This is a genomic window from Bacteroides oleiciplenus YIT 12058, assembly GCF_000315485.1.
GTDB classification, from domain to species: Bacteria; Bacteroidota; Bacteroidia; order Bacteroidales; family Bacteroidaceae; genus Bacteroides; species Bacteroides oleiciplenus.
Genome location: NZ_JH992940.1, coordinates 91,155 through 105,695, shown reverse-complemented (window position 1 = coordinate 105,695; position 14,541 = coordinate 91,155). Strand labels below are relative to the sequence as shown.

Annotated in this window: 9 protein-coding genes; all 9 read left to right on the top strand. The window is 38.2% G+C overall.

Annotated features, from left to right (window positions below; genetic code table 11):
* Positions 1 to 162 precede the first annotated feature (162 nt).
* Positions 163 to 2,919 (top strand): LruC domain-containing protein, encoded by a 2,757-nt coding sequence (locus tag HMPREF9447_RS00435; protein ID WP_009127225.1) that lies wholly within the window; start codon positions 163 to 165, stop codon positions 2,917 to 2,919.
* Positions 2,920 to 3,104: 185 nt separating this feature from the next.
* Complete coding sequence (locus tag HMPREF9447_RS00430) at positions 3,105 to 5,690, top strand: LruC domain-containing protein (RefSeq protein WP_009127224.1); 2,586 nt, start codon at positions 3,105 to 3,107, stop codon at positions 5,688 to 5,690.
* A gap of 398 nt (positions 5,691 to 6,088) precedes the next feature.
* Positions 6,089 to 6,448: a response regulator gene (locus HMPREF9447_RS00425; RefSeq protein WP_009127223.1), complete on the top strand. Its 360-nt coding sequence runs from the start codon at positions 6,089 to 6,091 to the stop codon at positions 6,446 to 6,448.
* Positions 6,449 to 6,473: 25 nt separating this feature from the next.
* Positions 6,474 to 7,646 carry a sugar transferase gene (locus tag HMPREF9447_RS00420; RefSeq protein WP_009127222.1) on the top strand — a complete coding sequence of 391 codons (1,173 nt, stop codon included), beginning with the start codon at positions 6,474 to 6,476 and terminating at the stop codon, positions 7,644 to 7,646.
* Between the two features lie 38 nt (positions 7,647 to 7,684).
* A complete protein-coding gene (locus HMPREF9447_RS00415) occupies positions 7,685 to 8,524 on the top strand; it encodes a TolC family protein (protein WP_009127221.1) in 840 nt (279 codons plus the stop codon).
* Between the two features lie 11 nt (positions 8,525 to 8,535).
* Complete coding sequence (locus tag HMPREF9447_RS00410; RefSeq protein WP_009127220.1) at positions 8,536 to 10,701, top strand: GumC family protein; 2,166 nt, start codon at positions 8,536 to 8,538, stop codon at positions 10,699 to 10,701.
* A gap of 15 nt (positions 10,702 to 10,716) precedes the next feature.
* The gene (locus HMPREF9447_RS00405) at positions 10,717 to 12,195 is read left to right on the top strand and encodes an O-antigen ligase family protein (RefSeq protein ID WP_009127219.1); all 1,479 of its coding nucleotides are present in this window, start codon (positions 10,717 to 10,719) and stop codon (positions 12,193 to 12,195) included.
* Between the two features lie 9 nt (positions 12,196 to 12,204).
* Positions 12,205 to 13,425, top strand: coding sequence for a glycosyltransferase family 2 protein (locus tag HMPREF9447_RS00400; protein WP_009127218.1), 1,221 nt, complete (start codon positions 12,205 to 12,207; stop codon positions 13,423 to 13,425).
* A complete protein-coding gene (locus tag HMPREF9447_RS00395; protein WP_009127217.1) occupies positions 13,422 to 14,537 on the top strand; it encodes a glycosyltransferase family 4 protein in 1,116 nt (371 codons plus the stop codon). Before HMPREF9447_RS00400 ends, HMPREF9447_RS00395 begins: the two co-directional genes overlap by 4 nt.
* The last annotated feature ends 4 nt before the right edge of the window (positions 14,538 to 14,541 follow it).

Sequence of the window (14,541 nt, the reverse complement as noted above, 5' to 3'; positions counted from 1 at the left end):
ACTTCTTAAAAAAAGATAAAAAATAGTTTAAAAATGTATTTTTAGCAAATAAAAGGTAAATCTAGCAACATAGAGGTATTATTTACAACTAAAAAGTTGAAGAATTTGTTATCTTTGTTGCAGATTAAATTAATCAAATATACATTTTTAAAGAGTAAAAACATGAAGACTCTAAACCGCTATTTTGTAATCACTGCTATTGCAGCGCCTTTACTGTTAACGGCTTGCGTAGACAATGACGTGTACGACCCTGATAAGGTTCGCCCTGTCGCCCCGGTCGAAAACCCTTTGGGTGACGATTTTATCGCTCCCGACGGCTTCGACTGGTCAATGATCACAACTGTCAAGTTAAACATCGAAGTTAAAGATGAACTGAACGGACAGTACAACTATTTGGCAGAAGTGTTCACTACGAATCCATTAATTGACAATACAGCGACTCCAATAGCCGCAGGTTATGCCAAAGGAGGAAAAAACTTTGTAGTAGAAATCAGCATTCCTAAGTCCACTGAACGGCTTTTTATCCGCCAAACCGACCCCAAGCAACGTAAGGAAACCTTTGAGTTTGCTGTTCCAACTGATGGAGGAGCCTTGAGCTGTAAACTGTATTATACAGGAGGAAGCACTACAAGAGCTACAGGCAGTACTTCGGCTTATGAAGCAGCAAAAGCTGCAGGCATTACGGAATTAGAGGATAAGAATTATACAGAAGAAACTCCGCAAATTCCAGCTGTTCCGAATGTATCGGACGAACCTACCCGCCCCAATGGTAACCAATACAATGACGGCGCAAGAATCCTCATAGCGGCCGGAGAAGAAAGCAGTAAGGTATATCAAGTGCCCAGTGGTAAAGGTACCATCTTTGTAAAAGGAACTTGGAAGGCAACAAGCATCTATTCTCAGTTTGATATTTATGTTTTGGACGGAGGTAAAATAGAATATTCGGGCTCAAGCGCTTTATCCACAGTTCAAAAATTCGTAGTAGAAAAAGGCGGTACCGTTGAATGCGCAACCAACTTTACAGCCAAAGCCGGTGAATGGTTCATTGGAGGAAATTTCATAGCAAATAAAAACCTAACATTTGAATCAGGAGTTTCGTCAATGGTTATTGCTTCCGGTGCGACTATGTCTGTCAACAGCGGCCTACTCAAACCATGTAGCCAAGTTTCCAAGAATTTCGGTACAATTACAGCAGCCAATATTACAGCAGCTATGGGTTCTTATCCTGAAATTTATAATGCTGGCACAATTGAGGTTGCCGAGATTATGGACCTCATTAAAATAAATTTCATTAATAAAGGTGATCTTACAGTTGGGCAATGGCTCAAGATAGATAATACTAAAGCCCTGAATAAAGGTCAAATTTCAACCTTTAATTTTGAATTTGTAACCAGCGGCTTTAGCAATTATGGAGTAGTTTTATTAGATGAACAAGCAGGTATCTTAAAAACGAATAACACCGCTGCCAATAGCAACTCTATAACAAACCATGACCAAGGTACTATTAAGGGGTATCACCTAAATGGAGGAGTCTCTGTCTACAATGACGGTTTTGCCGAATTCACACTTTTCGAAAATTCTTCTGTCGATATGCTTTACAACAGTTGTACACTGATAGTAAAAGAAAAATTCAATTGGGGAAATGTAACGCTCGACAATGGTTCCCTCACCGGAGAAAGACCAGATAATTTGAATCCATCCGAAAATAATGCCGACCAATGGAAGCCAGTTCCAGTAGTTATGAGCAATGATAGCCCAATAAAATACATATTGAAAAATGGATCGGTAATTAAAACCTCTTTGTTACAGATCAATAGGACTCCCAGCAATTTCCAGGGAGAAGGAAGCAATCCTTCTTTACTACAAATTGGAGCTGTTTATATATCTCAAGGTGGCGATACCAATCTCAAGGATCTGGTTATAGAAATACCTGAAAATGCGTTTAGTTATGCACCTGGTTATAATGGTATAAATAATGCTAAATGGATTACAAGCGGATGTTCGACTAGCGGATGGGGAGAATCTAAAAATACATTCTCTACCTGTGGTGGTTATTATAATCCTGGTAACACAGGCGATCCCGATCCCGAAGATCCCGAAAAACCGGACATTGGCGACAACACCGTTTATACTTATGCATTCGAAGACCAATGGCCTGCTTATGGTGACTTTGATATGAATGACATCGTTGTCACTATTGACAAGATGACTGCAACCGATGATAACAAGAAACTGTCTATCAAGGGACACGTTCGTGCAGTTGGTTCCAGCCGTAAAACCGGTGTAGGTATCCAGTTCCTGAATGTAAGTAGTAGCGGAATGACTCTTGCTGGAAATGTACAAAGCGGTACTCCTGTTTTTGAAAGCGGTCAAAGCAATCCAGTTGTAATTATTAGCACCAATGCACACAAGTATTGCAACCCTAATATTGCAGATGATGACTTTTCATTCTATAACACCATTCCAAGTGCTAACAGTCAATATAATGGAAACGGGGCTGAGTTTGAAATCATAATGACATTCTCAACTGCTGAAGAAACCACCAAAGCTATGAATGCCAAAAATCTGGATGTATTCATCATCAGTAAAGAAGCCCAAGGAAATGTAGGCCGTACAGAAGTACACATGGCTCATTATGCTCCTACTAAATTAGGCACTACAGCATTATTTGGCATGAGCAATGATGCCTCTGCAAACAACAGTATGCTCAATGTTTCAAGGAAAGGCTACTATGTTAGTACTGAAGGCCTGGCATGGGGTATTTGTATCCCAAACACCGAAGTATGGAAATGGCCAAAAGAATACATGATGATTACAGGTGTTTATCCTGGTTTTAAAAGTTGGGTAATAAATGGTGGACAAGCGGAAGATTTAGGCTGGATATCCAACCATACGAATGACATCTTTGTCCAACCCTAATAACTAATATTAAGTAACTCTCACATCAGAGCCGGAAGCAAGACTTTCGGCTCTTTTTTTTGAAAACGACTATAGCAAATTTATTTCATAAAATAATTCTAAAAAGCCATAAAAGTTGAATTTTCTATTTACCTTTGTTGCGTAAAAGGCCCAACTAATATTACACGATTTAAGAATATATAATTATGAGAATTCTAAAACACGATTACTTAATTATTGCCCTTGCCGCCCCTCTATTATTTATAGCCTGTGCAGACAATGATGTATATGACCCTGATAAGGTCCGTCCTGTGGCACCAGTAGAGAACCCTCTAGGAGATGATTTCGTAGCCCCTGATGGCTTCGACTGGTCAATGCTCGCGACTGTCAAGTTAAACATTGAAGTAAAAGATGGATTCAGTGGGCAATATAAATATTTAATAGAAGTATTCACAAGCAATCCATTGTCAGATGAAACTGTAACTCCGTTTGCAGCAGGGTATGCAAAAAGCGGTAGTAATTATACAGCAGAAATCAGTATACCTAAATCTATCGAACATTTATTTATTCGTCAGACCGATCCGAAACAACGCCAAACTGTATATCAATATACTACACCCAAAGACGGTAATACATTAAGTTGTCAATTATACTATCCAGTTGCTAGGACTCGTGCGCTCAATGTCCCCGGAAAAAGTGGTTGGGAGCGCATCTCTTCATTAGTGAAGGAGTACGGTGAAGAGCAAGAAACCTCAATAAACGAGTTAGTTGAAAATCCGGAATTTGAGCCCTATTCTAATGACCAATTAAAAAACGGAGCCGTATATGTTATTAAAAGCGGAGATGTATTCAGTGGACAACTGACAAACTATAGTGGTAAAGCTACCGTCATTGTAAGAGGAACATGGAACATGAATAGCACTCCTCAAGGCTTGGACATTTATGTTGCAAGCGGTGGTCAAATCACAGGTCAGCCTTATATGGGTGATAGATGTAGTTTGGAGATACAAAAAGACGGCTTCATAAATAGCCAGTCATTTCAAACCCAAACAAATATCCCGGTGAAAAATTTTGGGACTTTTAAAGTTAGTGGAAATATATCATTTAATACTGGTTCAAGTCTATATAATGGCAAAAATGCAACCTTTACCACAACTGCTGACATAAATTTTGGACAAGCACAAATTACCGTCAGAAATTTCGGTGCACTTACTGCACAAAATGCTAAGAGCATCAATTCAGGTGTTATATATAATGCAGAAAATGCCACATTCACCATAACTCAAGATGTAGATGTGACATCTACTCAGATTTTAAATCATGGTGAAATGCGGGTGGGAACATTCAAAACAAACAGCAACCTAAACTCAATCATCGCAAATTACGGAACCGGAACAATTATTGCAGACAAAGTTATTGGTGGTGCAATAGTCATCAATGACAATCTTTTTGAAGTAGACACTTTTGATTGCAGTAACCATACAGCCGCTACACTCTACAACAACTGTACACTTATTGTCAAGACATCCATAACTTTTGGAAATCTGATAATGGATAGTGGTTCTATCACCGGAAAAAGAATCAGTGATAAAGAATGGGAATCAGCCCCAACTGCAAGAATAATCAATGAAACTACGCAAGAACTCTACAATGGTTCTATCATAAAAGCAATAGATTTCTACACAGGAAACACTTGTACTATCATAGGTAGTAAAACAGAAGAGGCATCTATGATTCAAACTCAAAAATTCATATACACAGGTACTACCCACATGAAAGAGAATTTAATACTCGCCAGAGAAAAAGAGTATTATAATGAAGGACCAGTACCTAACGACAACCCATGGATGGTAGATAAAGCTAATACAGTGGTTACAACAGAATATGGCACAGTCTCCAATCCTATCAATAATTGTAGCGGGACTGTATATCCGGGCAACCCGGGTACCCCCGAGCCAGAGGATCCTCCCAAACCGGATACAGGAGACAACACAGTCTACACTTATGCATTCGAAGACCAATGGCCTGCTTACGGCGACTTTGACATGAACGATGTGGTAATCACTATCGACAAGATAAACACGACCAATAATGACAAGCAAGTCTCCATTCAAGGCCGTGTACGCGCTGTTGGTGCCAGCCGAAAAACCGGTATAGGAATCCAGTTCCTAAATGTAAAAAGCAGTGGAGTGACTATTAATGGAAAAGTGCAAAGTGGCAATCCTGTATTTGAAGCAGGCCAAAACAATCCGGTTGTAATCCTTTGTACGAATGCCCATAAATTCTGCAAACCCAATATCGCAGATGATGATTTTACATTTTATTGCACCGTCCCCGGCGGCAACAATAAATATAGCACCGGAGACGGAGCCGAGTTTGAAATAAACATGATGTTCCCAACAGTCGAAGAAGCAACCCAAGCTGCTAATATCAAAAATATAGATGTATTCATTATAACCCAAGACGGTCATGGAATTATAGGACGTACAGAAGTGCACATGGCACACTATGCCCCTACTAATTTAGGAGCTACGGAATTGTTCGGAATGAGTAATGATGCTTCTGAATACAACAACATGCTTAAGCTCCCCAAAAAAGGCTACTACCTCAGTACAGAAGGACTGGCATGGGGTATTTGTATCCCGAATACCGAAGTTTGGAAATGGCCGAAAGAGTACAATCCGATAACCAATGTCTACCCCAAATTCAAAAACTGGGTAGTAAATGGCGGAAAAGCAGAAGACCTAAATTGGATATCCGACCATAACGACAATATCTTCGTAAAACCATAACAATGGATAAAATAAATTTCCAAAAGCCGGAGTTTATTTCCGGCTTTTAGAATTTATCTGAATATCAACCCACTTACAAGGCATCTTTTCTTTTATTAAGAGGCCAAAGAATAAGAATCCATTATTTGATGATTTTAAAGATAAACTTGTTTCATCTGATCCCCAAAAAGCGTTAAATAGAGTTAACCCGCAAGTAATTCTTCCCCTATACAAATATTATTAGCGCAAATAAGCGTATTTTTGCTTAAGATCAAACTAAATCAATATATTTGTGAAAAAGAATAAGATTCAGTTGATTTCATTGCTTGTAAAACCCTGCTAAGAACGCAGTTCCCTGACAAGCAAATAGGTTTACAACCATATAACGAACAACAGGTAGAATAATATAACTTACAATAATGAAACAGATATTATTAGTGGATGATAAGGCCTCTATAGGCAAAGTGCTCTCGATGTATTTGGGAAAAGAGTATGATTTTGTATACTGCGAAGACCCTTTGAAAGCTATTGACTGGTTACAAGAAGGTAATGAACCGGACTTAATCATATCCGACATCCGTATGCCTAAAATGACAGGTTCTGAATTTCTTCATTTCCTCAAGAGTAATGAGTTATTTAAGCACATTCCGGTTATGATGCTTTCCAGTGAAGAGAGCACTACCGAACGTATCCGTTTACTTGAAGAAGGAGCAGTGGACTACATTTTGAAACCTTTCAATCCTATGGAATTGAAAGTACGTTTAAAGAAGTTTATCTGATTAACAACAATACACGTAAAAGGACATGTTATACTACATTTATATCGGAAACAACCGGATCATTATTGACCATTTGAGCAAAGTTACAGGTGGTATGTTCGTAGCCGTCTCTTCATCTCAGAAAGCGGCAAAAGTGATTGACGGTATTCGTGAACGGTATAACATATCTATTCTTTACGAACAAACAGATGTACGCGAAGCTGACTGTATTGAAATTACTTATTTGCGTAAGCGTTACCCTCGGGTTTACATTACCCTCATAACCGAAGCTCTAAAGTCTGAAAACCGGAAAGCTTATTTGCAAGCCGGAGTCAATAATACGCTTCCACCACATGCAGAAGAAGATAGTATTCAACGCATGAATGCATATCTCAAGGCACGCAAGGATAGTAAACTGAAAGAATTTAGCGAAACGCACCGCAAGATATTGAATACATACCACCTTCCTATGTGGAAGCGCACATTCGATGTACTCTTTGCGGGTACTGCTGTTATCATTCTTTCTCCTATTCTAATTGGTACTGCTATTGCTATCCGCTTGGAAAGCAAAGGAAAAATCATCTATAAATCGCAACGTGTTGGTTCCAACTATCAGATTTTTGACTTTCTGAAATTCCGTTCCATGTATACCAATGCAGATAAACGATTAAAAGAGCTAAATGCCCTCAATCAATATCAGATCGAAGAAGTTGAAAGTTCCGATGAAGGTCCTGAAATCCGTTTTGATGACCTTTCCGGAACACCGGATGAAGAAGAAAGCTTGTTGATTTCAGATGATTTCGTGATTTCTGAAGAAGACTTCATCAAAAAGAAAGAGAAAACGAAAGAAAATACGTTCATTAAACTTGAAAACGATCCACGTGTCACTCGTGTAGGTCGTATCATCCGTAAATACAGTATTGATGAATTGCCACAGTTATTCAATATACTGAAAGGCGATATGAGTATTGTAGGTAACCGTCCTCTCCCACTCTATGAAGCGGAGTTACTGACCAGCGACGCCTATATCGACCGTTTCATGGCTCCGGCTGGTTTAACAGGATTATGGCAAGTGGAGAAACGTGGTGGTGCTGGAAAAATGTCGGCAGAAGAGAGAAAACAATTGGATATTAAGTATGCCAGAGATTTCTCATTTTGGTTAGATATGAAAATTCTTTTCAGGACATTAACGGCATTTGTGCAAAAAGAAAATGTTTGATTATAGAGAAAAGTCGGTAAAATTGAATTTAAAATAAGATGATAAAGAAATATATTGTATTCATTGTTTATAGCGTAATTTTCGCAAGTTTATTTGTTCTTCCGGCTACAGTTATCGCCCAAGAACAGACGATGAGTCGCGAGGAACGTATTAAAACCTTGGAACTTCTAAAGATGGAAGATAGTAAATGGGAAAATGCAGCTACTGGACAAACAATGAAAGAACTTCAACTTGAAATTGAGAAAATGGAACTTCCTCCATTATCTGTCTTTTTGGATGCTGTATCAGAAAATGCAACAGTGAAGAAAGCGCAGTCACAAATTGCCCAAGTTAAAAACGAATATCGTCTCGAGAAACGGGAATGGTGGAATTATTTCCGTCTAAATGCGAACTATGCTTTTGGACGTTTTAACACCATTAACGAAAATAGCGAAACATTTGTAGATTGGTATCAGTCAACATCTGTTGGTACTCGACACACTTTCAACTTAGGTGCCAGTTTTAGTGTGGGGTTAGGCGACTTATTCAATCGACCGATAAAATTGAAAGACTATCGCTATAAAATAGAGCAATTGCAATATGCGCAAGACGAAGTTATGGAAGATCGTAAACTAAAAATTCTAGAGGCTTACAATGCTGTAACGGAACAACTTGCTACAATCAAGGCTAAGGCAGAAACTGCAGCATTATATAATGCACAAATAAAAATTTCAGAATACAATTTTGTTCAAGGGAAAATCACAATAACAGAGTTGGCAGTAGAGCGTGCACGACGTTCAGGGGCGGTCACCATCTATGAGCAGGCTCGTGTAGCTTTACATAATTCAATCATTTTACTCGAGATGCTTACAAATGTAAAAATCATCAGAGACAAATAATAAAAGAGCTTATGGATATCCTACTATTTATATCGCAATTCCTTTACCGTATTCGCTATTGGCTATTATGGGGAACCCTTTTTGTCACAGGTCTAGTCATCTATTTCACCCAGTTTCTGCCTTACAGCTATACTGTTAAAAGTAGTTTATACGCTGGTATTACAAGCTCAACCTCATTGGATGGAGCTGCTGTTAATTTTTCTGTAGTTGCTGCCACCTTTGATAACCTTGTCAATATAGCCAAATCCCGAGGTACATTAGAGAAAGTTTCTTTACGCCTTTTAGCCAGCTCCTATACTCATGGTGAAGAGTGGAAAGACAATCAATACATTCAAGCGAAACATTACCGCCAATTACTACAGATTACCCCCAAAGAGGTTATGGAATTGATTGACCGCAAAGACGAAAGTAAAACTTTAGCTAACTTAACAGCCTATAAAAAAAATGACCACAATAATTTTATCTATTCTGTTTTCAATCGTACTATAGCTTTTTATAGCATGGTTGCTTTAGACCGAGTAGAACTTAAACGTATAGGTAATAGTGATATTTTAGATATCTCCTATACCTCTGCAGATCCTGGGTTGACTCAACTGACAGTAGCTTTTCTTATTGAAGAACTTATTAATGCCTATGAAATCCTCCGATTCAAGTCAACAAACGACGTAATTGCCTATTTTGAAGAACAAGTACGATTAGCCAAAGTCAGACTCAGCGAAGAGGAAGATAACCTAATGCACTACAATGTTCAAGAGCGTATTATTAACTACGGTGAAGAGACGAAGGCCTTAGCCGCTACTCGCTATCAGGTAGATGACCGTCTGGAAGCAGCTAAACGAGTTTATGAAGGAGCTGTGGCTTTGCGGAAGATGTTAGATGAAAAGATGGATGTACGTGCTCAAATTATACGTAACAATACCAACTTGTTGCAAGAATTAGATAAAGTCAGCAACTTGAACCAAAGTATCATGGAAAAAGAAATCTTCATTTCGGACAACAGCAAGTCTAAAAGTGGAGAACTACAAAAAGAAAAGACAGAATTAAGACAGGCAGAAGACCGAATTAGCAGCATTTCAGACAATCTAAATGAATTTGCTTTCACAAAAGAGGGTGTAGGCATTGAGAATATGGTTAATGAATGGCTTATCGCATTGATCAATGAGGCCAGAGCACAAGCTGAGATGAAAGTATTGGAATCCCGTCAGCAAGATATATTTGACCAATATAGCCACATGTCTCCTGTTGGTACACAAGTCAATCGTAAAGAACGCGCAATTGACATTGCCGAAGATAATTATCGTACTCAGCTAAGCGGACTTGCCAGTGCCAACCTACGTTTGAAAAATATCGAAATGAGTACCAGTAATCTTCAAACCGTAGCACCTCCATCCTATCCTCTTACCGATAATGGTCGTAATCGTTTGATGTACATTCTTGCAGCTTTCTTTGGTAGCATGATATTCATCATTCTGTACTTCCTCTTAATTGAAGTATTGGATCATACTCTACGCGATCCTTATCGCAGCAAGCGCCTTAGTGGTCTGCCTGTTATAGCTGCTTTCAATGGTATTAGTAATTTGAAATATCGTGGTTTCTTGAAAGCATGCAACCGCTTAGCTGCAGCTTATTGTTGCAACCGCTTGAATAAATACATGAAGGTAGGTGAACCTACGGTTATCAACCTATTAAGTATCAATTCTCGTGAAGGAAAATCGTTCCTTGCTAAATATTTCATCCGCCATTGGGAGTCAGAAGGTCTTCGTGTGCGTCTGGTTACTCACGATTATGATTTTGAGAGTAATGGAAAGCAATATGTACAAGCACAACAACTAAGTGATTTTTGGATGCTCAACGAAGCCGAGAAAACACCGGATATTATATTAGTAGAGTATCCATCTATCAAAGACTCCAGCATTCCATTGCCTGTACTCCAAAAGGCTGATGTCAATTTATTGATAGCCAATGCCTGCCGTTTATGGCGTGACAGTGATAATACAACATTAGCTCCTTTCAAAGAAGCATTGACAGACACACCTTTCATGCTCTACCTAAATAATGCCGATCGTGATGTAGTAGAATCATTTACTGGTGAATTACCACCTAAAATGCCGATTCACTCTTTCATCAGCCGTTTGGCACAATTAGGTCTAACGTCTCAGAAAAATGAGGTTAAATAACATCTTTTGAATATTATGGCATCGAATACTCCATATTTAGTACGTGAACAACCTCCCAAAGCATTAATCTATCTTTTGCTTGTGGCTGGATTGGTAGCTATTACGTATGCCATTATTGCTCAGAAATTATTAATAGCAGTAGCCATTATCTGCTTACCTATAGTGATTTTAGCTGTAGCCTATGGTTTCCAGAATCCATATTTTGTTTATTTACTATATGCTACCTATGCCTTTTTTTTCACAACTATCTCTCGTTATACTCTGAAAGTTAAGTTAAGCGTTGGGTTGGATGTAATATTAGTATATTTATCAGTTTCTCTTTTGGTAGTCTTCTATCTAAAGAAAACTAATTTCAGATTAAAAGATGCTGTTAATATTTTCACTCTAAGTTATATTGCGTGGATTATATTCATTCTGTTACAATTGGCCAACCCACACATTAATGAAGAAGGCATTACACATGGTATCCGTATCATGATATTAGAAACATTTGTACTGTACATCATTGCATCTATCGTTTCTAATAGTCCTAAAGTGCTAAGAAACGGTTTGGTACTTGTTGGTATTTTTACTATCATTGCCTTCTTGAAATTAATGTATCAACGATATATCGGTTTTGACTCATCCGAGAGATATTGGCTATATGTGCAAGAAGCTGCAAAAACTCATATACTATCAACCGGAATACGCTATTTTTCATATTTTACTGATGCTGGTAACTTCGGTACAGTCATGGGGGCAATAGCAACCGTGTACACTATTATAGGATTCAACACACGCAATCGAAAATTTGCAATCTTTTATCTCAGTATAGCAGCAATGGGAATTATTGGGATGCTTTTTTCCGGCACTCGAGGTGCTCTCGTTGTACCTTTCGCAGGTCTTGCCTTATACTGTCTAATATGCAAAAGCATTAAAACATTTGCTATCACAATAATTACAGGTTTATGTATTTTTGCATTTCTTGCATTTACTGATATAGGAAATGGCAACTCATTCATTCGACGTGCCCGTACCGCCTTTCGCCCAACAGCAGATGCGTCATTCAATGTACGCGTCCAAAACAGAAAGGAGATGGCACAATATTTAAAAGACTATCCATTTGGAATAGGCATAGCCAATTCAATACCTAAATTATGGCTAAAACAAGATTTAACATATGAAGAAGGTACTTTACCACCTGATTCCTATTTTGTTTCCATTTGGATACAAACTGGAATAGTCGGCCTTGTGCTGAACATTGCCATCTATCTTATTACATTGTTAGGTTGTTGTTACATTGTAATGTTCAAAGTCAAAGACAGATATTTAAGGCATGAGTTAGCAGCCTTCACATGCACTGTATTTGGTATATTACTAAGTGGTTATACCGGATATGCTCCTGGAATGCCACCTACAAATTTCATAATTGTAGCTATGATAGCCTTTGTAATGAATGGTGCCTATATTGATAAGCAAATCACTCAACAGAAATTAACCATAAACAAGCAATAAATTCATATTATGAACGAAATTTTTTCCATATTCAATCCCGACTGGTGGATGGACGAAAACAATAACGCTTTGCAAATAACAGATGCTATTTTGTTTTTATTCTTGTGTTTACCGGTTTTATATCTTTTCATCTGTGCTCTTTTCTCATTAGGAAAATACAAAAATCCGTATCCTCCTGCCAAAGAGACCCACCGCTTTCTTATATTGTTTACGGTGTTACGCAACGGTAAAGAAGTTATTCAATCCATCAATCATTTTTTGGATACTCAACTCTATCCACGAGATAAGTATGACATAGCTGTTGCTGCTACCCAATTACCGGAAGAAGATCTTGTTACTTTACTTCAGATGCCGGTAAATATCGTTGTTCCTGATAAAGAACAATGTACCAAAGTCTATGCTATTCAGCAAGTAATGGAACGTTATTCCCCAGCAGAATACGATATGGTCATCATTTTCAATTCAGACAACCGGATTGTTCCCAATGCTTTAAACCTATTTAATAACGCATACTATTCGGGGTGCGACGCTATTCAGGCACATCGTATGACGGAGAATTTGACTACCAGCATTGCCGTATTGAATGCCACCAGTGAAGAAATAAATAATAATATTTTCCGAAAAGCACATACCCGCATGGGATTTTCTTCCGCATTAATAGGTTCGGCAATGGCATTCGATTTTGCAATGTTTCATGAAATAGCACCCAAACTTAAAGGTTCTGACATAAGTAAAGCTATGGAAACGGCACTATTGCAACAGAACATCTTTACCGAATATATGGAAGAGGTGGTGTGTTATAGTAAAAAAGAAGAAAGTGCTGACGGATATGAAGCACAACGAATCGGCTGGCTTCGCTCGCAATACAGTAGTACAATATTAGCTTTAAAAAGATTACCTATCACTTTATTGAGAGGTGAATGGGACTATGCCCTTAAACTATTTCAATGGCTAATGCCTTCACGTTTCTTACTTATAGCCCTTATTGCTCTATGTGCTGTTGGTGTTACTTTCCTCGATTGGACACTTAGCTTTAAATGGTATACTCTTTTGGCAGTTATCGCTATTACATTTTTAATGGCATTGCCCGATGGAGAAGTAAATAAACGTTTCAAGCATTCAATATGGGCATTGCCTATTCTAGTTTTTGCATCTATATTTAGCCATTTCTCTCGTTTTTTCCAGTTCAAAAAGAAAACAAAAAAGTTAGAACAAAAAAAAAAGGAATGACGATAGCGATTGAAGCTCAACGTATTTTTCGCCCCAACAAGCATGGAATGGACTTTGTAGCTTTAGAAACTATTCGTGAATTACAAAAAAGAAACGACGATAACAAATACTTTGTTATCGTCGCCCCAGGTGAAGATCGTTGTTTGGTAGAGTCAGCTAATCTTTCTATCATAGAATTAAAATGCCCTACCTATCTATTTTGGGAGCAAGTGGCTCTTCCACGTATTGTAAAAAAATTAAAGGTAGACTTATTACATTGCACTTCGAATACAGCTCCTATACGATGCTCTATTCCTCTTGTATTGACTCTGCATGACATTATATATCTGGAACCCAGACAACACCGTAGTCCATCCCTCTATCAAGAAATGGGTTGGCATTATCGCCGCTTGGTTGTTCCCCGTATCCTAAAGAAATGTAAAAAGATTATTACTGTATCACAATTTGAATGCAACCGTATCCGTCATGCTCTAAATATTCCCTCAGAGCGTATTACGGCGATTTATAATGGTTACAATACTTATTTTCGCCAACAATCGGATATAAATATGGATATTGTCCAAAAATATATTCCTCAAAATGACTTTCTATTTTTCTTAGGAAATACTGATCCCAAGAAAAATGCAGCGCGGACATTGAAGGCATATCATCTTTATTTAGAACAATCTTCTATAAAACGCCCGTTACTCATTGCTGATCTAAAAGAAGAATATATAGATAGTTTATTGCAGCAAGAAGGAATCTCTGCTATCAAACCGCATTTGTATTTCCCGGGATACATTGCCAATCGTGATTTGGCAACACTTTATAATGCAGCTTTCGCTTTCCTTTATCCTTCGCTTCGTGAAAGTTTCGGCATCCCAATATTGGAAGCAATGGCATGTGGTATCCCAATAATCACCGGAAACACTTCTGCCATGCCTGAAATTGCAGGACCTGGAGCACTAACTGTGGATCCTTACAAAGCAGAAGAAATTTCTGATGCCTTATTAAAATTGGAAACAGATTCCACGCTTTATCAAAAGCAGAAAGAATATGGTTTGCTACGTGCACAACAATTTTCATGGGAAAAGACTGCAAACGAATTGGTTCAATTATATCATACCTTATAACTTT